The sequence below is a fragment of the Marinifaba aquimaris genome, from assembly GCF_013328345.1.
Classification (GTDB): Bacteria; Pseudomonadota; Gammaproteobacteria; order Enterobacterales; family Alteromonadaceae; genus Marinifaba; species Marinifaba aquimaris.
On sequence record NZ_JABULX010000007.1, the window covers coordinates 107,478 to 127,199 of the forward strand.

The following is a 19,722-nucleotide window of genomic DNA, read 5'->3' on the forward strand; positions in this document are numbered from 1 at the left end:
ATGAAAAAATTCGCTCTCTTACTCTCTGTTCTTATTATGCTTCCTGCTATTCAAGGTTGTGCAGTTGTCGTTGTTGGTGCTGCGGCAGGTGCTGTAATGACAGCACATGACAGACGCTCAATGGGCGCTCAAGTTGAAGATACAGAAATAGAAGTAAAAATTGGTGCACGCATAGCTGAGCACCAAGAATTAGGCGATCGTGTAAATATTAATGTAATCAGTTACAACCGACGTGTTTTATTAGTTGGGCAAGCTCCTTCGTCACATCTAAAAGGTTTAGTAGAACGCGTAGCGCATTCTTACGAAGGCGTGGTTGAAGTGCATAACCGTATAAAGGTGAAGAAAAAAGTCAGTTTAGATGTTACCTCTAATGATGCTTGGTTAACTTCTAAATCAAAAACGAACTTGCTAGCAGCAGAAAACTTCGATGGCTCCCATATAAAAGTCGTTACCGAAGATAGTGAAGTGTTCTTAATGGGTATTGTCACTGAACAAGAAGCAGAAGAAGCCATTAACGTGGTTAGGCATCTGAGAGGGGTAGAAAAAGTGATCGATGTATTCGAATATCGATATGACTAATCCTTCTAATTATTCCAAGGGGAATGGTGACATTCCCCTTAAGGCTGCAATAACTACCACTTCATGCCAATCGTAGAAAAATACAAAAACCCTAAACTGCTCCAAAAGTTCAATAAAAGATCTAAAAAAGCGGTAAAAGTTCACATAAATTAACTAAAAAAATAGTAACAAATAATTATGAAAAACTGTGTAACAGTTCTCATAATTGAATTATTCAAAGTGTTAGCGTTCTAAAAAAACACCTCCACAGGCCTTATAAATCAAGCACTTCACTCTTCTCTACTAATCCTCACATTTTGCGGGAAAGGTCATTGCAATACGTAAATAATTTGTGTATGTTTGTTCGTAATGGCTTCATGTCATTAAAAAACTACAACAGAAATACATAATCAATAATAATTAATAAGGGGACAGTAATGTCATCTTTAAAACTAAATAAAATCACTCACGCTATGAGCTTAGCAGCTCTAATGGGCGCGACAGTTTCAGCTCCAGTAGCTTTCGCAGCAGAAGCAGCAGCTGAAGAAGAAGTTGAAGTAATCCAAGTACGCGGTATCCGTGGTTCATTAAAAGAATCAATGAATACTAAGCGTTTCTCAACTGGTACAGTTGACGCGGTAAACGCAGAAGACGTTGGTAAATTCCCAGATGCAAACGTTGCTGAATCATTAGCACGTATCCCAGGTGTATCTGTTTCACGTACATTCGGTGAAGGTTCTGCAGTTTCAATCCGTGGTGCTTCTAACGGCTTAACTCTTACTACATTAAACGGTCAAAACGTAGCTTCTGCTGGTTGGTACTCACAACAAGCAATCGACCGTACGTTTAACTACTCAATGCTTGCTCCAGAAATGATCGCTGGTATCGAAGTATACAAATCATCACAAGCTGACCTTTTAGAAGGTGGTGTTGGTGGTACAGTTATCGTTAAAACTCGTAAGCCATTAGACTTAGATCCATTAACAGTTTTCGCATCTGCTAAAGGTACATACGGTTCAGTTTCTGAAGAAACAGATCCAAGTGTTTCTGGCTTAGTTAGCTGGAAAAACGAAGACGAAACTTTCGGTGTTTTATTAGCACTAGGTTCTAACGAATACAACCTAGACCGTAAAGGTGACGAGAGCTTAATCAGCTGGGGTGGTCGTATTGCACCAACTAGCTTCCAACAAGAGCGTAACCGTACAAGTATCGACTTCACTGCTCAATACGCTCCAACTGACGATTTAGAGTTTGGTTTCCACTACATGAACATGGAATTAGAAGCTGACGGTACTAACGTTCAGGTTTGGATTCCACAAGATCAAAGCAACTGTTCTGAGTTCATCGATCAACCAAACAGCCAACACTTCGACGGCATGATCCCAGTTAACTGTACAAGTACAACTGAGTGGGCTTCAAACGCTGGCGCTGGTGGTCAACCATACTGGGACGTTCGTCCTCGTTTAGCTACAATGGAAACTGAGTTATTCGCGTTTGACTTCACTTACAAAGCAGACGGTGCAACTTTTGAATTCCAAGCTGGTTTATCTGACGCGGAAGGTGGTACAAACTTCGAAACTAACCACGCTTATTTAACTCCATTCTCAGGTTCTGTTGGTGTAACTGACCAAACTCAAACTCCAGTACACTTCTCAGATCAACGTAACGGTGACTTCTCATTACCTTCAGCTGGTGAATACTTCGGCTGGGAAGGTTTACAAACTTCACAAGTAGTAAGCCAACCACGTACTGACGAAGAGCGTTACTTCCAAACTGACGTAACTTTCGATGTTGATTTAGGTGCAATCACTTCAATCAAGACTGGTTTCCGTTGGTCAAACCACGAAATCGCGCAAAACGCATTCCGCGGTGTATTTGATGGTTTCGATGGTGCAGCTGATGCATTAATCCACGACGGTTCAGAGTTCCAAAGCGGTATGGTTGAAGCTGGTAACGGTTTCATGATCCCACAAGCTAACTCAGCTCGCATCCTTGCTCACACTCGTGAACATTTAACTGGTTTCGGTGAAGAGCGTTCAGGCGTTGGTTCATTACAAGAAGAAACAATTGCAAGCTACATCATGGCTAACTTCGAATCAGAAGGTTTCCGTGGTAACTTCGGTTTCCGTTTCATCGATACTAAAGCAACTGGTAAAGCATTTGCTATCGACCCAGACTTCGTAGATCCTGAGTACTCTTTCAATAACACTTACACAAATGAGACTGTTACTGAAACTTACTCTTACAACGAAATCTTACCAAGCTTAAACATCGCATATGACTTATCTGATGATTTAATCTTACGTTTCGGTGCTGCTTCAGTAATCGCACGTCCTAACTACAACGACATGTTCACTAACTCTGCATTAGTAGGTTACGGTGACAACATCGAAGGTAACGAAGGTGTAATTAAAGGTTCTGTAGGCTTAAACCCATTCAAAGCATTCCAAAGCGATTTAGGTGTTGAATGGTACTACTCAGAAGACAGCATGGTTGCAGCAGCGTTATTCGCTAAGTCAATCCAAACTTTCACAACTTCATCAGCTCAAGCTGGTCAAGCTATCGGTATCATCGACCCTGATACAGGCGCTGACAGCTGGAACGTTGAATCATATGAAGATGGTGAAGGCGGCGATATCATTGGTTTAGAATTCCAATTACAACACGCTTTCGACAACGGTTTCGGTACAGTTATCAACTATACTTATGCTGATTCAGAAGCTGAAGACAAGACTAACTTCGCTGACCACAACCCAGAGTTATCAGATACTTCAGAGCACACTGTTAACTTAGTTGGTTACTACGAGAATGATGACTTCTCTGCACGTGCTGCATACAGCTGGCGTTCAGAGTACATGATCCGTGAAACTGGTTTCTATGGCGCTCGTGAGCACCAAGACTTCGGTACATTAGACTTAAGCGCTTCTTACAACTTAACAGAAAACATCACATTAACTGCTGATGCTGTAAACGTTACAGAAGAAGACAGTGAGCAAATGGGTAACGATGCAGTTTCTGCTTCTAACCAAGCTCGTTTCGCTAAAGGCGTACCAAACGCAGTTTACTACGGTGAAGCTCGTTACTCTGTAGGTGTTCAATTCCGCTTCTAATTGATTCGGATTTGTCCTATTATCAAGAACCCGGCATTTGCTGGGTTCTTTCGTTTTTAATGGGTATAAACAATGACAATAAAAAATGTTGCCATTATCGGCGGTGGTACTGCAGGATGGATAACAGCCAATCATTTAGGGAAAGCACTCGAAAAAGAGCAAATTCAAATCACACTAATTGAAGATCCTGATACGCCTATCATAGGTGTCGGTGAAGGTACTGTCCCTATGATGCGGCAGACTTTACAACACTTTGGTATTTCAGAGTCGGAGTTTATTTCTCAGTGTGATGCAACCTTCAAACAATCAATTAAGTTTGTAAATTGGTTAGATAAGCACCAGCACGGTGAAAATAACTATTACCATCACTTATTTGATTACCCATTCCCATTTAACGAAGATTTAACGCCATACTGGCTAAATAAAACTGAACAGAGCTTTGCCGATACGGTTTCATTTCAAGGCTTAGTTTGTGACAACTTCAAAGCACCTAAACGCATTACAGATAAAGAATATGAAGGAGCAACCACATACGCTTATCACTTAAATGCAGCAAAATTTGCGAAACTATTGAAAAAACACGCTGAAGAGCAATTTGGCGTTAAGTATCTATCAGCAAAAATTACCGATGTTACATTTTCAGAAGATGGTTCAATACGAGAACTACTAACTGACAAGGCCGAATCATTACCATTTGACTTTTATGTTGATTCATCGGGCTTCCAGGGTTTTTTAATCGAGAAAAAACTCAACGTAGGATTAATTGATAAATCGAAAGAACTGCTAACCAATACTGCTATTGCAGTACAAGTGCCGACAGAAAAAGACCGAATTATACCGCCATATACTATCTCAACAGCACATCAGGCTGGCTGGATATGGGATATAGCGCTACCAGAGCGCAGAGGCGTTGGTTTTGTATTTTCAAATAACCACCTAAACACGGATTTAGCTTACCAAAAAGTAGAACGTTACATTGGTCGCTCTTTAGATGAGTTATCACCAAGAGAAATTAAGATGCGTATCGGCTTTAGAGAAAAGTTCTGGGCGCATAACTGTGTCGCCATAGGGCTTTCTCAAGGCTTTGTAGAGCCTCTAGAAGCAACGGCATTACTACTTACAGATTTCTCAGCCAAACTACTAGCAGAACGCTTCCCAAGGGACAAACAAACCCTAGCGCCGCTGGCACGCAGATACAATGAACAATTAACAGAAGTTTGGACAAACACGCTCGATTTTATCAAGCTTCATTACTGCATCTCAGACAGAACTGACTCAGACTTTTGGATTGATAATAGAGCACCAGAAACGATTTCTCAGCGCCTTGCGGATAGACTTGCTATCTGGCAGCAAACAAACCCTGTTCGCTCTGACTTTCCATCAAAAATTGAGGTATTCGATATCGAGAATTACCTCTATGTTTTATATGGAATGAAATTTAAAACAGCGCCACCAGAGCTAGATTTAAATTACAGCAATAGAGCGGAACAACAAAGTGCACAAGTAAACCAAATGGCTAAGAAACTTGCTGAAGAGTTACCGCAGCACAGGGAATTATTAGTGAAGATAGCCAAATACGGGCTTAATCAAATATAAAAAAAAGGGGCTTAAAGCCCCTTTCTTACATCTTGTATGCTTTTATCGTTTGTCTATTAGACATTAAGCTATTTGGTGCGCTCGAAGCCATAGATTGAATTGAGGCCAAGCTTTTAGTCACTACGTCCTCTGGTGCCATACCGCACTCAACATAGTCTGGGTAATACTCCAAACCATAAATAATATACTGCCAACTTGCGACGCCAAAAATATCGTACTTGTTAGGGAAATCGCCTTCAGAAACAGCGTAATGGCGCCAAGCTTCTAGCTTTTGTAACAAGGTTTCTGGAATCGAATCTGGGTTGGTTTGCTCAATCCAAAACTCACTGTCAGTACGCTTGGTTAAGCAATAGTGAAGTTTGATAAAGTCGATTATGTTGTTCCAGCGGCTAGTAAAGATTTCATTATATTGTACTTCTCGGATAGCCATTGCTGCTCGATTACAAGGGAAACGGGCTGCTAATGAACGGATACCCGCTTCAACCATAGCAATAGCAGTCGCCTCTAATGGTTCAACAAAGCCACTAGCAAAACCAACAGCAACACAATTCTTAGCCCAAGACTTTTGACGATAACCACTGGTGAAGCTAATGTGTCTAAGTTTGACATCAGCATCTTCTGCAAGGCCTAAATATTTCTTAAAAACAATTTCAGCTCGCGCCTTGTCTGTATGTTTAGAAGAATAAACATAGCCACAACCACGGCGAGTTTGAAGACTAATATCCCAGATCCAACCGGCTTCTTGTGCTGTTGAAATCGTATGAGTCGGAATAGCTTGATTTTGAGAGTCATATTGAACTTGCATGGTAACAGCCGTGTCTACTGCAAGATATTTGCTCTTATCTAAGAATGGTACTTTTAACGCTTTATCGATAAGTAAAGCAGCGAAGCCTGAACAATCAACAAAAAAGTCAGCGCTGTGATGCTGGCCATCTTCAGCAATCAGATAATCAATGAAACCATCGCTATCTAGCTCGGCTTTTTCAATGTCGGCAAATGTGTGTTTGACGCCAAGTTTTTCAGTTGCATGCTTGCGAAGGAGTTGACCTAGCTTGCCTGCATCTAAATGATAGGCATATTTGGCCAACCAGTTATATTCGGGTGTTTGAGTTGTTTTCGGGGCTAAGTTTTTATCACATAAATGTGATTGCACAGTAACACCGTGACTGAAACTGCGACCTTGAGGTTCGTCTTTAAAGCGCTTCAACCAATATGAAGAAATGTCTAAGCCATTAGGTTTTGCTGGTGGATCAAAAGGGTGATAATAAGCATGCTGCTTTTGGGCAGGATCATATAGCCAATTCCTAAACTCAGCGCCTTGCTTAAAACTAGCGTCGCATTCTGTTAAAAACTCTTTTTCTGACAATCCAATTTCATGAAGCGTACTTAGGATAGTCGGGAATGTACCTTCACCTACACCAATATTTGGAATATTTTCCGACTCAATCAGCTCAACTTGGATATCTCTGCCCGTTTTGATAAACGAACTTGCTAACATAGCAGCGGATAACCAGCCTGATGTTCCACCGCCTAAAACTATTACTTTTTCTACATTATTATTCATAAAAGCGTCTTCATCTATACACCAACTACGTCAGAGATTATCACCTTCAACTTGGTATGTCATTTATTAGCCTTTCTACGCAGCCACTATTAATACTGGATCAACAGATAAATTAACCTAAGTCAAAAAAGCGATAGATAACACGCATAAATATTTTCGTTTGTAGGTTGTAACTAAATATATTAACCTGCGTGCAGATAAGCATTCACTAACGGAGAGAATAATGACAGCTCAATTTGAAGGTCTAACAAAAGAAAAACACGCCGATATCAAAATTGATGACAATAAAAATATCCAAGCTACTGAAAACCAACACTTATTACCTTTATGTGTAGATGAGTTTTCTGCTGCATGCCATTCTTACCCAATTGTATTCGTAAAAAATTCTGAGACAGGTCAGTTCCAGCCCGTTGCTTTATTAAGTACCGAAACGCAAAAGAACAACTTTTTCCAAGATGGTAACTGGGTTGCTGAACACCTTCCACGCTGTGTATTAGTGCCTCCTTTCGTACTCATTGCTGATGAGAAAGATCCTGAGCAAAGATACATCACTCTAAATACTCAGAGCAACGCGATTGCAAGTGAAGGCCGAGCATTATTTGAAAACGGTGAAGAAACTGATTACCTGAAAAGTAAGAAAGAACTATTAATCCAACACACAAATATGTCTGGTTTAACAGCAGAGTTCTGCAAACTTCTCTCTTTATATGATCTTCTCGTGCCAACTAGCCTTACAGTAAAAGCAGAAGGCCAAGAAGATAAAACTATCGATGGCATTTTTATCATTGATGAGAAAAAACTGCCAAACTTAACACAAGAAATCACGAGTGCGATTCAGGCAAAGAACTTCTTCTTACCTATCTATTCACAGTTATTATCACTTAGCAGAACAAAGTTATTAGCTCCAAAAGCTTAATTCTTCTCCAGAGGCTAAATTATTCAACTAATTTAGCCTTTTTTAACACTTCCTGCCCTCCCCTCCTTTTGCCTTTTACTCCAAAAGTATCGTAGAATCTATCCATAAAAATAAGTAGCAAACTTGTAAATACTTATATACATTTTTGACAAATAGGAAGAGGCAATAGCATGGCAAATTCACCACTGATTTTAGGTCTAGATGGCGGCGGTACAAAATGTAAAGCGGTAATTTATTCAACTGAAGAAGGAAAGATCATAGGTGAAGGTACAGCAGGTCCTGGTAACCCTGTACACGGCGTGGAAGTAGCTCAAGAGTCCATCATCACTTCAACAGAAGTTGCATTAGCCGATGCGGGCTTACCTGCTGAAAAAATGTCAGAGTTAGTTGCAGGTGCTGGTTTAGCTGGTGTTAACCTTCCAAAATATATGGATATCATGACGTCATGGAAGCACCCTTTCGCAGAATTCTTCGTGACTACTGATCTACACATTGCTTGTTATGGTTCACATAACTCACTTAACGGTGCTGCGATTATCACAGGTACAGGTTCTTGTGGTGTTGCAGTCGTTGATGGTGAAACGCATATGGTCGGCGGCCACGGTTTTGGTTTAGGTGATAAAGGCGCTGGCGCATGGACAGGTTTAAAAGCCGTTCAACACGTTTTAGAAGTATTAGACGGTTTAGCAGAACCAACAGAGTTAACAGATACAATCCAAGAGCAACTTGGTGTTGTAGGTCCTTACCCTATTATCGAATTAATGACTAAAGCACCTTCAGCTGCATTTGGTCGTTTCTCTCCATTAGTGCACCAAGCAGCAGACCGCGGCGATAAAGTAGCTATTGAGATTTTAAAAGAAGGCGGCGATTACATCAGTAAACTAGCGCGCAAGCTTATGAGCTACAATCCTGGTCGTTTATCTATGTTAGGTGGCTTAGCACCGCTTATCATTAACTGGATGGATGAAGATATCGCATCTCAAGTTTCTCCTGCACTTGGCCAACCAGAAGACGGCGCAGTTTTCTTTGCCAAAGAAATGATAAAGCAAAAAGCTTAATTTCACTTCAAGCCTAACGTCCCGTTAGGCTTTTCATTTTTTAGTGAGTGTATATGTCAGAACCGCTTATTTCTCTAGAGGCTAAAGAGGCACCAAAACGGATCGCTGAGCAGCTAGAAGAAAATGATCACGCCACCGATAAACTGGGTTCACACTTAAAACTAATGAAACCTCGATACATCTACATTGTAGGTAGAGGCTCATCCGATCACGCTGGTACATTTGCCAAATATCTTTTTGAGATTGAAACCGGTATTCCCGTTGCTTCAGCTGCACCATCAGTTACCAGTATTTATGGTAAAAAACTGAATCTCGATAAAGCTTTAGTTTTAGTAATCAGTCAATCGGGTCGCAGCCCTGACATCTTGGCACAAGCAGAGATGGCTAAACAATCAGGGGCGTTTGTCGTAGCATTGGTCAACGACGAAAACTCTCCTCTGTGTGATATCACTGATGCTGTACTGCCACTAAAAGCAGGTGAACAAAATGCTATCGGCGCGACAAAAAGCTTATTAACAACGTTATCTGCATTGCTTCAGTTTGCAGCTAAATGGTCAAGTAACAAAGAACTACGCCGCTCTATTTATGATTTACCTGAGCTGCTTGAACAGTCAATTAAAGCCCCTTCTATCATTCAGCCTGAACTTCTTACCGATGTAAAAGACTGTGCTATTTTGGGTCGAGGTTTTGGTTATGCTGTAGCACGTGAAGTAGCGATAAAATTGGTGGGTTTATGCGGTATTCATGCAGAACCTTTTAGCTCAGCAGAGTTTTTACACGGTGGTGTTAGCCTGATTGAGCAAAATATCACTGTGCTTAATACACTTATCCAAGATGAATCTTTTAAGTCTCACATGGCGCAAGTACGTCAATTTGAGCAACGTGGTGTATCTTTACATCATATTAAACAACCATTTAAGAAAATCCCGCCTCGCTTTGCACCATTAACCGTGCTTCAGCGTTTTTATCTCGATTTACCAGAGATTGCCAAAGCGAGAGGTATTGATCCAGATAATCCCCCTGGGATCCAAAAAATTACTAGGACTTTATAAAATGACGACGATTATTGCAGAACGTTTATTTGACGGCGAAAAATTCCAGCAAAATGTAGCAGTGACTTTTGAAGGCGACAAAATTGTATCTGTAGGTGGTGATGCGCCTGCTGATGCAGTAAAAGTTGCAGGTACAGTTGCACCGGGTTTAATCGACATTCAAGTAAATGGCGGCGGCGGTAAATTACTAAACTCTGATACTAACGTCGAAGCGCTAGAGATTATGATGAAAGCGCATGGTCAATTTGGTACGACAGCCATGTTACCAACTCTTATTACAGATCGTATCGATGTGATCCGAAATGCTGCTGATGCTATTGCAGCAGCTATCGAAAAAGGTGTTCCTGGTATTATCGGTGTTCACTTTGAAGGGCCTCATCTATCTATTCCTAAAAGAGGTGCGCACGCAACCGAGTATATTCGTGAATTATCAGCTGATGAAATGGCCGTATACACACGAAAAGACCTAGGTATTGTAAAAGTTACTGTGGCACCAGAAAACGTCACACCAGCACAGATTAAAGAATTAGTTGATAATGGCGTTATCGTTTTCTTAGGTCATACTAATACTGACTTTGATACTACAATGAAAGCTATCGAAGCAGGCGCTTCAGGGTTTACTCACCTATACAATGCAATGTCACCAATGACTTCGCGTGAGCCTGGTGTAACAGGCGCAGCCTTATTAAGTGACGCTTATTGCGGCATCATCATTGACGGTCACCACGTTCATGCTGGTTCAGCAAAAGTCGCGATTAAAGCTAAACCAGGTAAAATCATTTTAGTAAGTGATTCTATGCCACCTGTTGGTACAACTGAAACGCACTTTGTATTAGCTAATGAAAAAGTGACCCGTGAAGGTAGCAAACTAACAAATGAATCAGGTGCGCTAGCAGGCTCTGTATTGGATATGATTGGTGCGGTTAAAAATACCGTTGAAACATTAGATGTATCTTTAGAAGAAGCATTAAGAATGGCTTCACAATATGCAGCTGATTGTATTGGCCTAGGTGACCAGCTAGGTGCAATTGCACCTGGTAAACAAGCAGATTTCATCGTATTCAATGACCAATATGAGGTCACTGCAAGCTGGATTGCTGGTCAACAACAGTTTTAATCCGCAAAAAACAATGAAATGGGTATAAATATCCAAACCTTGTTCAGCAAAGCAGGCTAAAGCCTGCTTTGTTATATATAATGGAATTAATTAAATAAATTTGAGAAATATATGTCAGAAAAGCCAACTCGATTTCATGCTTTAGACGCCTTTCGTGGACTTACGATAGCGTTAATGATTTTAGTTAACACTCCAGGTGACTGGGGACATGTATATGCACCGTTACTACATGCTGATTGGCATGGATGGACCCCAACTGATTTAGTTTTCCCTTTCTTCTTATTTATTGTTGGCTCGGCCATGTTCTTCGCCTTCAAGAAAATCAACTATCAAGCTTCATCTGAAGCGATAGGGAAAGTGATCAAGCGCTCTATACTGATGTTCTTAATTGGTTTTGGCTTAAACCTCTATAACTTCTTTGCAATTGGCTTAGAAGAAGTGCGCATCATGGGCGTTCTGCAACGTATTGGTTTGTGTTATTTGGTCGCTAGCTTGCTGATTTTATATTGTAATCAAAAGCAGCTTTATATCGCGTGTTTGGCAATCTTAACTGGTTATTACTTTATTTTCTTACTATTCGGTGGTGCAGAGCCATTTGGTCTAGAAAATAGCATTATTCAAACGGTTGATTTAGCGATTCTAGGCGAAGCGCACATGTATGGTGGCTTCGGTATACCATTCGATCCGGAAGGCGTGCTAAGTACATTACCAGCGGTAGTTAATGTGGTATTTGGTTTTGAAGCAACACGTCGTTTATCTCAAATTAAAGACTTTAACGTTGCAGTACAACAGCTAGTGCTTTGGGGCTTAGCTATTGTCGGTGTAGGTTATTTTGTTTCACTATTAATGCCTATCAACAAAAACATCTGGTCTAGCTCATACGTTATCTTTACATCTGGTGCAGCGTTATTGTTACTTGCACTGTTTGTTTGGTTAATCGATTTAAAAGGCAAGATGTCTATCGCCAAACCTTGGCAGGTTTACGGTCTTAACCCATTATTCATTTACTGCCTATCTTGGATTTGGGCAGCGACTTATTGGGCAATCCCTATGGGTGAGACGGCAGAAGGTAAAACATTAACTTTCTACACTTACTTATGGCAGCAGTTGCTACCTATTTTCTCTGAGAAAATGGCTTCACTGGTGTTTGCTATTGCGCACGTAGTGCTGTTTTGGGCAATCTCATACTACCTGTACAAAAAGAAAATCATTATCAAAATTTAGTATCTTCCAACAAAAAAGGGCGTTGAAATCAACGCCCTTTTTTATGGTTATACAAAAATTTAAACAGCTAGCTGTACTCGATTTCTACCTGCATCTTTGGCTTGATAAAGCGCATTATCAGCACGCGAAAGTAACTGTTCAAATACTTCACCTTTTTGCTGAACAGCAATACCTAACGAGACGGTAATTGTTGGTAAGCGCTGCTTCGTTTTACCATTAATTAATTTCATCGACTCTACTTTAGTTCTAACCGTTTCAGCCAAATTCTGTAAGGCATCTACATCTTCATTAGTAGTGATTAAAATAAACTCTTCACCACCAAAACGAACTGCCGTTGATCCTTTTGGTCGACATTTATTAACCTGATCTGCAACTTTAGCCAGCACCACATCACCAATTAAATGGCCAAAGGTATCGTTAAAACCTTTGAAGTGATCAATATCTAACACCATTAAACTCAGCTGTGAGCCATCGTCTAAACTTTGTAAATATTGCTCAAGACCACGGCGATTGGCCAGGCCTGTTAATGCATCAGTCACCGCTTCACGCTGTAATTTATTGAGCTCTTGCCTTAACAATTGTGCTTCAGATTGCGAAGCATCAAGCTGACTTTTTAGCTGCACTTGCTCAGTTTTAACTTGATGAGTTGCTTTGACAACCGATTTAATGACCTTGTTTGGTGATATTCCATCATCAGTTTTGTTGAGCATAGACATGCTTGTATCTAGCTTTTGCAAGTATCCCTCTACACTACCACCAGCACCAGAGACATGCTTTTTAAGTTCAACCAATACCTTATCTAACCCGCTGAGCAGGTTATTTTCAGAAGGGATTTCAGCTGACATGAATTCTTGTGACCACTGTTCTAAACAGTAGTTATCAATTTTACGTCCAGTTTTTTTAAACTTGTCGTACGTAGAAGCTAATGTTGAATTGTTACCTTTAACGATTTCGTAAGCTACTGCATAATTGTTGGGATCACACGCGAGTTCATTTTCTTTTAATAACTCAGTAGCAAGCAACATGTATTGTTTTGCTTGCTCAATGGAGTCTCTGCGTTTTAATTCCATACTACCCTCGAAAAACGTTCCGTTAACTTTAAACAATTAGCTCTAAATTTAAGGAACTGCAAAATTTAATACTGCCTTTTTTCGTCAAAAAATACCAATTTCGATATAATATTTTATATATCAAATATAAATCATCAAAGTGTTATAATTATAAGCTATGTTAAGAAGAATATTGTTGCACAAAAACCAATCAGCAATGCTTAATTAGGGATATAAGATGTTGTTAGAAAAGGACAAAATGCCAACAAGGCGAGCAAGAACTGAAAAAGACAAAGAACAAAAGCGAGGTTTGATTTTAAATACGGCTTCACAACTGTTTGATGCCAACCCAGAAATCTTACCAACAGCCGCAGCCATCGCTTCACAATCTGGTGTTGCAAAAGGTACGGTTTATCTTTACTTCAAAAGCAAAGAAACCATTTTTTTAACCTTATTAGAGCAACACTACCAAACTTGGTTTGCGGATATTTCTGCTGCGATCACCGTTGATTCACCAGAAGCGGACGATATCATAAACGCAATTTGCCAATATATCGAAGCACAACCACAATTTTTCCAACTGGCCAGTTTAAGCCACTCGGTTCTCGAACGTAATGTTGCTAATGACGACCTACTGGCATTTAAAACTAGCTTATCTAACATAGTCAAAATTACTGCTAACAATCTCGCCGCTAAATTACAGTCTACGGATGAAGAGCTGTGTGCCAAGCTATTAATGCGTAGCTATGCCATCTTATTGGGTATTTGGCAGATTGCGCAAAAAGACAATCAACAACTCGATGCGACTCAATTTGCCATTTTACAGCCTGAATTTGGGTCTGAAGCGAGAAGTGCTTTGCTTCAGCTATGGCAAGGTCACTTAAGTAGCAAAGATAGTAAAGGGCGATTCTGGAAACTATCTAAGATGTTTGGTTCTTAAGGCGTTAACTCGTTAAACGCTCAAGTTCGGTAATAATTTGCAGAGCTTGAGCTGTATTATCACCACAGACGTCTTTTTCAGCTTTAAAACCATCGCAAAGTTTAGGCCTGCTTGGGTCGCCAAAAATTTTGCATAGGTTATCGTCATTTAGCTGAATACAACGCACACCTGCAGGCTTGCCATTTGGCATGCCTAGGATAGGTTGATTGATAGATGGTGCAATACAACATGCTCCACAGCCAAGTCGACACTGCAAAGTATTTGACCTCTTTATTACAGATAAAAAAATAGCCGGCATAAGCCGGCTATTTTTTGTTATTTTTGCCTAATGCAAAGTGATTATAACTCACCCATAGCTTGTTTAAGCTTCTTCATTGCATTTTTTTCTAGCTGACGAACTCGCTCTGCAGAAACACTGTATTTTGCAGCCAATTCTTGCAACGTCATTTTATTACCATCGTCTAACCAACGCGCCATGATAATATCTTGGCTACGCTCATCAAGTGTTTTGATAGCGTGTAATAAACGCGTATTTGCATGTTCTTCCCATTGCGTACCCGCAACTTGTTCAGCTAAGTCTGAATTAGTATCTTCAAGATACTGAGCTGGTGAGAAGTTTGGCGATTGGTCATCATCGTCTGCAGACAAATCAAATGCTTGATCTTGGCTGCTCATGCGCGATTCCATCTCTAACACTTCAGCGCTAGTCACACCTAAGTCATTTGCAACTGCGTTGACTTCGTCATTATTAAACCAACCTAAACGCTTCTTATTTTTGCGAAGATTGAAGAACAACTTACGCTGTGCCTTAGTTGTAGCAACTTTAACAATACGCCAGTTTTTTAATACAAACTCATGGATTTCAGCTTTAATCCAATGAACTGCAAACGATACTAAGCGAACACCTACACTAGGGTCGAAACGCTTAACCGCTTTCATCAAACCAACATTACCTTCTTGGATAAGGTCAGCTTGTGGTAAACCGTAACCAGAGTAGCTTTTAGCAATATGCACAACAAAACGTAAATGCGACATGATAAGACGTTGTGCAGCATCAAGATCTTCTTGATAAAATAAACGCTCTGCTAAACTTTTCTCTTCTTCAGCCGTGAGTACTGGAATGCTATTAACGCCTTGCATATAGGCATCGATACTACCGACCTGTGGGCTAATAGCTAATGCAGTGTTGGAAGCTGTGCGTGTCATTCTGTTCTCCTAATAACTAATTCGTTATCGACGTTTAGCACTCTAACCTATCAAGTGCTAAAGATCTAGCACTCCAACCATAAGAGTGCCAATTTTTGCGATAAGTTCCAAAATCCCGAGAATAAACAAAAACTGAGCTACATTTAGATACAAATACGCCATTGTATAAATTAGCAGCCTATCCTTACAATGAAGTGACAAACCTGCAGTATTATATAGGTGAGAACAATAAATGGATGCATTCCTAGCCAGACAAGCCATTCTTGACGATAAAGCCCAACTCCACGCTTACGAGCTTTTATTTCGCGATGGGCAAAGTAATAGCTTCCCGCTTGATATGTGTCCTGACCAGGCAACATCTAAATTATTAACACAAAATCATCTAGCCACTGGCTTTGAAGAAGTCACCGGCGATAAAAAAGCCTTTATCAATTTTTCTGAAGAAACCCTAATACACCGCTTTCCTAATTCAATTGACCCAGATACAGTTGTTATAGAGATCTTGGAAGATGTGGTGATAAGCCACGCCCTACTCAAAACAGTCAGGCAGTTACACAAAGCTGGCTTTACCATTGCGCTCGACGATCATGATTTTGACCCCAAATGGGATATCTTCTTGCCCTACGTCAACATCATTAAAGTTGATGTACTGCAATTTAACATTCTACAAATAGCCAAGTATGTTAGGCGAATTAGCGGCTTTGGCATTACTTTATTGGCTGAGAAAGTGGAAACACGTGAACAGTTTGACCAACTCAAAACACTGGGGTTTAGCCTTTTCCAAGGTTACTTTTTTGCCAAACCAGAAGTGTTAAAAAAGAAAACGCTGTCGGCCAATCAAGTTAACTTACTAGAACTTATCTGTATGTCTTCTAGAGCAGAGCTCGATCTAGCGGCGGTAAATAGCATTATCGAGAAAGACGTTGCTTTGTCTTACCAGCTATTGCGATTTATCAATAGCTCTAGCTTTACCAAAGATGCACAAATTGGCGATCTGAAACACGCCTTAAATTACATGGGCGAAGCCGAATTGAAAAAATTCATTTCACTAATCGCCCTCGCTAATTTGAATGAAGAAAAGCCCAGTGAGCTACTTGGTTTATCCGTATCACGTGCCCACTTTTGTCAAAAAGTGGCAGACTTACGAGGTGATTATCAAGATCCGCCTTCTACTTTTTTAACTGGGATGTTTTCTTTAGTTGATGCCTTATTAGATGAAGAAATGGCGAGCTTAATGACGAAGCTGCCTTTACTGGATGAAATTAAACAAGCTCTGCAGAACGGCGAAGGCACTTTAGGGCAATATATTAAGCTGGCAAGATTGTTTGAAAGAGGTCAGTGGCAAGCAGTAGAAGACTTAGCTAACACATTAAATGTTGATTTAGATAAGCTCAGCGAAATATACAACCAAGCCTTGAGTCATACCGATTTATTATTAGCCCAGCACAAGAGCCGGGCTAAAAATTAAGTTGCGTCAGGCTCTATTTCTTTGATTTGACGTTTCACTACTATATATGAACCCGCTAAACCTAACCCCATACTGAGCATCAACAAATACATCATATCACCGCCGCTTAATCCTTGTAGGGAGAAGTCTGTTTGATAAAGCTGAGCAAGATTATCAATTGCGGCACTGATCCACAGCAACATTAACTCAATCGCTATCCACGCAATCACACCGCCAAAAAAGCCATACCAAACCCCGGTGAATAAGAAAGGACGATGAATAAAGCCATCCGTTGCACCGACCAACTTCAGTACTTCGATCTCTTCTTTGCGGTTAACAATAGAAAGGCGAATGGTATTACCGACAATCAAGATAACAGAAACAACCAGCAAGAGCGCAACACTAAACAAAGCATCTTTGATTAAACTAACAACGGCCTCTAAACGCCTTAACCACTCAATATCCAACTTACCGAAGTCAATTTCTTTTAATGCTTCAAGTTCAGTTAATAATTCACCTGCAGCTGATGGGTTAGCATAATCAGGCTGCGGAGTAACAATCAGCACATCGGGTAGTGGATTAGAGTCTAAATACTTAAGTGCATCGCCAAAGCCAGATAAGTTCTCAAACTCAGTTAATGCCTGTTGTTTAGAAATAAAGTGAACACCTTCAACCTCTGACATCAGCTCAATTTGCTTGATTACCGCTTGTTGCTTTTTGTCTTTGATATCTTGCTTAAAAAATAACGATATCTCAGATGCATTGTCCCAGCTTTGTTCAACTAACTCTGCGTTTTTGACCACCACGTATAAAGTAGCAGGCAAAGTTAAACTAACACCTAATACCGCAATCGTTAATAACGAAGGGATAGGGTCACGCCAAATTTCACCCAGTGCCGCCAACCACTGGCGAATAAAACCCAGTAGTTGACCTTGAATACGTTGCAACAAAGACACAGACTTCTCATTAGCACCGCTTTGACGATCGTTAAATAATAAACTCACGATAACGCCTCATCACCATCAAGTTGGTTCAAACCATCGTTGAACATCATGCCTTTTTTCAGTGTTAATGTACGGTACTTCATCCGGGCAATTAAGCCCAAGTCATGGGTCGCAATTAAAACGGATACACCTACACTGTTGAACTCTTCAAATAGGTTAATAATTTCCATGGATAATTTAGGATCTAAATTACCTGTTGGCTCATCGGCAAGCAGAATAGGCGGTTTAGTTACAACGGCTCGTGCAATCCCTACCCTTTGCTGTTCACCGCCAGACAACATCTGAGGGTAGTAACGCACTTTATCTAGTAAACCCACTTTATCTAAAGAAGCATGTACGCGCTTGCGGATTTCCTTGGGCGAATGACACGCTTCAATAATCAAAGGCAAAGCCACGTTATCAAAAACGGTTTTGTCTCTTAACAATCTGTGGTTTTGGAAAATCATCCCGATATCACGGCGAACAAAAGGCACTTGTTTACTATCGACAGTACTTAAATCGTGACTATTAATGAAAACCTTACCTGCTGAGGGGCGTTCCATTAGGGAAATAAGTTTGAGTAGCGTACTTTTACCGGCACCCGAGTGGCCCGTTAAAAAAGCCATTTCACCGGCTTCGAGATTAAAGCTTACTTTTTGCAGCGCTTGATGGCCGCCAGCGTAGGTTTTAGAAACTTGATCAAAAATAATCATAACCCTACCTCTAAGTTTGAGTGGGCTTCATCGTTGTCAAACAAAAATACTAAGCGATGTGTGATCATTCTTTTTATAAGAGTTGTGAAAAAGGCCGTATAAACGGCCTTTTTTATTTTCTTTTCATAAGCATAGCTTAATCTGGAAGTTAATTACTAGTCTTCTGGTTCTTCTTCACGACTAAATAATGCATTGATAAAGTCATCTGCATCAAACGGACGAAGATCATCAATACCTTCACCCACGCCAATGTAGCGAATAGGAATATTAAATTGATCAGCAATGGCAAATAACACACCGCCTTTAGCGGTACCATCTAACTTAGTAAGCGTAATACCTGATAGGCCAACCGCTTCACTGAATAATTTAGCTTGGCTAATGGCGTTTTGACCTGTACCAGCATCGATAACCAACATCACTTCATGTGGTGAGCTAGGGTCGATTTTTTGCATTACGCGCACAACCTTTTTCAGCTCTTCCATTAAGTGGCCTTTGTTCTGTAATCGACCTGCAGTATCAGCAATTAACACATCTGCATTTTTCGCTTTAGCAGACTCTAGTGCATCAAATAAAACCGAAGCACTATCAGCACCAGTGTGCTGAGCAACAACAGGGATATTGTTACGCTCACCCCAAACTTCTAACTGCTCAACAGCCGCTGCACGGAATGTATCACCTGCCGCCAACATCACAGACTTACCTTGAGCTTGGTATTGCTTGGCTAACTTACCGATTGTCGTGGTTTTACCCACACCATTTACACCCACCATTAAGATAACAAATGGGCCATCTTTCTTTTCAATTTCAAGCGGCTTATCAATTTCGCCTAAAATTTCACGCATTTCTTGCTTTAAGATTTCATATAAAGCTTCTGCGTCTTTAAGTGATTTACGCTCAGCCTTTTCAGTCACAGCATCAATAATTTTGGTTGTGGTTTCAATGCCCACATCCGCCATTAATAAATGTGTTTCTAACTCTTCATAAAGCTCATCATCGATTTGTTTACCTTTGAATAGACTAAACAAGCCCGAACCAAGTGACTCTTTTGTGCGCGTTAAACTTTCTTTTAAACGCGCAAAGAAGCCTTTCTTTTTCGGCGCCGGTTCTGGTGTTGGCTCTGGCTCTGGCTCTGGCTCTGGCTCTGGCTCTGGCTCTGGCTCTGGCTCTGGCTCTGGCTCTGGCTCTGGCT

At 40.6% G+C, this 19,722-nt stretch carries 17 protein-coding genes; 10 read left to right on the top strand and 7 right to left on the bottom strand.

Features of this window, described 5'->3' with window-relative positions; translation table 11 throughout:
• From HR060_RS06980 to HR060_RS06990, 3 genes are all read left to right on the top strand, one after another.
• Window positions 1-579, top strand: a complete 579-nt coding sequence (locus HR060_RS06980; protein WP_174199572.1) for a BON domain-containing protein — start codon at window positions 1-3, stop codon at window positions 577-579.
• Between the two features lie 416 nt (window positions 580-995).
• The gene (locus HR060_RS06985) at window positions 996-3,668 is read left to right on the top strand and encodes a TonB-dependent receptor (RefSeq protein ID WP_174199573.1); all 2,673 of its coding nucleotides are present in this window, start codon (window positions 996-998) and stop codon (window positions 3,666-3,668) included.
• Between the two features lie 72 nt (window positions 3,669-3,740).
• Window positions 3,741-5,264, top strand: coding sequence for a tryptophan halogenase family protein (locus tag HR060_RS06990; protein WP_174199574.1), 1,524 nt, complete (start codon window positions 3,741-3,743; stop codon window positions 5,262-5,264).
• Window positions 5,265-5,289: 25 nt separating this feature from the next.
• Here HR060_RS06990 and HR060_RS06995 read toward each other — a convergent pair whose 3' ends face one another.
• Window positions 5,290-6,828 carry a tryptophan halogenase family protein gene (locus tag HR060_RS06995; protein WP_174199575.1) on the bottom strand — a complete coding sequence of 513 codons (1,539 nt, stop codon included), beginning with the start codon at window positions 6,826-6,828 and terminating at the stop codon, window positions 5,290-5,292.
• 223 nt (window positions 6,829-7,051) lie between these two features.
• Here HR060_RS06995 and HR060_RS07000 point away from each other — a divergent pair, with 223 nt between their 5' ends.
• The 5 genes from HR060_RS07000 to HR060_RS07020 all read left to right on the top strand — a co-directional run bounded on the left by HR060_RS07000 (window position 7,052) and on the right by HR060_RS07020 (window position 12,195).
• On the top strand, window positions 7,052-7,744 hold the full coding sequence (locus tag HR060_RS07000) for a SapC family protein (RefSeq protein WP_174199576.1): 693 nt from the start codon (window positions 7,052-7,054) through the stop codon (window positions 7,742-7,744).
• 170 nt (window positions 7,745-7,914) lie between these two features.
• Window positions 7,915-8,802, top strand: a complete 888-nt coding sequence (gene nagK / locus HR060_RS07005; RefSeq protein ID WP_174199577.1) for an N-acetylglucosamine kinase — start codon at window positions 7,915-7,917, stop codon at window positions 8,800-8,802.
• A 53-nt stretch (window positions 8,803-8,855) separates the two neighbouring features.
• A complete protein-coding gene (gene nagB-II / locus HR060_RS07010) occupies window positions 8,856-9,854 on the top strand; it encodes a glucosamine-6-phosphate deaminase NagB-II (RefSeq protein ID WP_174199578.1) in 999 nt (332 codons plus the stop codon).
• A 1-nt stretch (window position 9,855) separates the two neighbouring features.
• Window positions 9,856-10,971 (top strand): N-acetylglucosamine-6-phosphate deacetylase, encoded by a 1,116-nt coding sequence (gene nagA, locus HR060_RS07015; RefSeq protein WP_174199579.1) that lies wholly within the window; start codon window positions 9,856-9,858, stop codon window positions 10,969-10,971.
• 111 nt (window positions 10,972-11,082) lie between these two features.
• The gene (locus HR060_RS07020) at window positions 11,083-12,195 is read left to right on the top strand and encodes an acyltransferase family protein (protein ID WP_174199580.1); all 1,113 of its coding nucleotides are present in this window, start codon (window positions 11,083-11,085) and stop codon (window positions 12,193-12,195) included.
• 59 nt (window positions 12,196-12,254) lie between these two features.
• Here the strand turns inward: HR060_RS07020 and HR060_RS07025 are convergent, their stop codons facing one another.
• A complete protein-coding gene (locus HR060_RS07025) occupies window positions 12,255-13,265 on the bottom strand; it encodes a GGDEF domain-containing protein (protein WP_174199581.1) in 1,011 nt (336 codons plus the stop codon).
• A 217-nt stretch (window positions 13,266-13,482) separates the two neighbouring features.
• On the opposite strand from HR060_RS07025, the gene HR060_RS07030 reads away from it, so the two are divergent.
• Window positions 13,483-14,184, top strand: a complete 702-nt coding sequence (locus HR060_RS07030; RefSeq protein ID WP_246283107.1) for a TetR/AcrR family transcriptional regulator — start codon at window positions 13,483-13,485, stop codon at window positions 14,182-14,184.
• A gap of 4 nt (window positions 14,185-14,188) precedes the next feature.
• On the opposite strand, the gene HR060_RS07035 is transcribed toward HR060_RS07030, so the two are convergent.
• Together HR060_RS07035 and rpoH are read right to left on the bottom strand one after the other, a co-directional pair.
• Window positions 14,189-14,440 (bottom strand): YkgJ family cysteine cluster protein, encoded by a 252-nt coding sequence (locus HR060_RS07035; protein ID WP_246283108.1) that lies wholly within the window; start codon window positions 14,438-14,440, stop codon window positions 14,189-14,191.
• 83 nt (window positions 14,441-14,523) lie between these two features.
• Window positions 14,524-15,390 (bottom strand): RNA polymerase sigma factor RpoH, encoded by an 867-nt coding sequence (gene rpoH / locus HR060_RS07040; protein ID WP_174199583.1) that lies wholly within the window; start codon window positions 15,388-15,390, stop codon window positions 14,524-14,526.
• 232 nt (window positions 15,391-15,622) lie between these two features.
• On the opposite strand from rpoH, the gene HR060_RS07045 reads away from it, so the two are divergent.
• Window positions 15,623-16,858, top strand: a complete 1,236-nt coding sequence (locus tag HR060_RS07045) for an EAL and HDOD domain-containing protein (protein WP_174199584.1) — start codon at window positions 15,623-15,625, stop codon at window positions 16,856-16,858.
• Here HR060_RS07045 and ftsX read toward each other — a convergent pair.
• From ftsX to ftsY, 3 genes are all read right to left on the bottom strand, one after another.
• On the bottom strand, window positions 16,855-17,841 hold the full coding sequence (ftsX, locus tag HR060_RS07050; RefSeq protein ID WP_174199585.1) for a permease-like cell division protein FtsX: 987 nt from the start codon (window positions 17,839-17,841) through the stop codon (window positions 16,855-16,857). The genes HR060_RS07045 and ftsX overlap by 4 nt on opposite strands.
• Entirely contained in the window at window positions 17,838-18,533 is a 696-nt protein-coding gene (ftsE, locus tag HR060_RS07055) for a cell division ATP-binding protein FtsE (RefSeq protein WP_174199586.1), read from the bottom strand. The genes ftsX and ftsE overlap by 4 nt, the downstream gene beginning before the upstream one ends.
• A 155-nt stretch (window positions 18,534-18,688) precedes the next feature.
• The coding region (gene ftsY / locus HR060_RS07060) for a signal recognition particle-docking protein FtsY (RefSeq protein WP_174199587.1) at window positions 18,689-19,722 on the bottom strand (1,034 nt) is incomplete at its 5' end.

Coding starts and splice junctions, on each gene's coding strand:
- HR060_RS06980 (WP_174199572.1), top strand. CDS start 1: ATGAAAAAATTCGCTCTCTTACTCTCTGTTCTTATTATGCTTCCTGCT.
- HR060_RS06985 (WP_174199573.1), top strand. CDS start 996: ATGTCATCTTTAAAACTAAATAAAATCACTCACGCTATGAGCTTAGCA.
- HR060_RS06990 (WP_174199574.1), top strand. CDS start 3,741: ATGACAATAAAAAATGTTGCCATTATCGGCGGTGGTACTGCAGGATGG.
- HR060_RS06995 (WP_174199575.1), bottom strand. CDS start 6,828: ATGAATAATAATGTAGAAAAAGTAATAGTTTTAGGCGGTGGAACATCA.
- HR060_RS07000 (WP_174199576.1), top strand. CDS start 7,052: ATGACAGCTCAATTTGAAGGTCTAACAAAAGAAAAACACGCCGATATC.
- nagK (WP_174199577.1), top strand. CDS start 7,915: ATGGCAAATTCACCACTGATTTTAGGTCTAGATGGCGGCGGTACAAAA.
- nagB-II (WP_174199578.1), top strand. CDS start 8,856: ATGTCAGAACCGCTTATTTCTCTAGAGGCTAAAGAGGCACCAAAACGG.
- nagA (WP_174199579.1), top strand. CDS start 9,856: ATGACGACGATTATTGCAGAACGTTTATTTGACGGCGAAAAATTCCAG.
- HR060_RS07020 (WP_174199580.1), top strand. CDS start 11,083: ATGTCAGAAAAGCCAACTCGATTTCATGCTTTAGACGCCTTTCGTGGA.
- HR060_RS07025 (WP_174199581.1), bottom strand. CDS start 13,265: ATGGAATTAAAACGCAGAGACTCCATTGAGCAAGCAAAACAATACATG.
- HR060_RS07030 (WP_246283107.1), top strand. CDS start 13,483: ATGTTGTTAGAAAAGGACAAAATGCCAACAAGGCGAGCAAGAACTGAA.
- rpoH (WP_174199583.1), bottom strand. CDS start 15,390: ATGACACGCACAGCTTCCAACACTGCATTAGCTATTAGCCCACAGGTC.
- HR060_RS07045 (WP_174199584.1), top strand. CDS start 15,623: ATGGATGCATTCCTAGCCAGACAAGCCATTCTTGACGATAAAGCCCAA.
- ftsE (WP_174199586.1), bottom strand. CDS start 18,533: ATGATTATTTTTGATCAAGTTTCTAAAACCTACGCTGGCGGCCATCAA.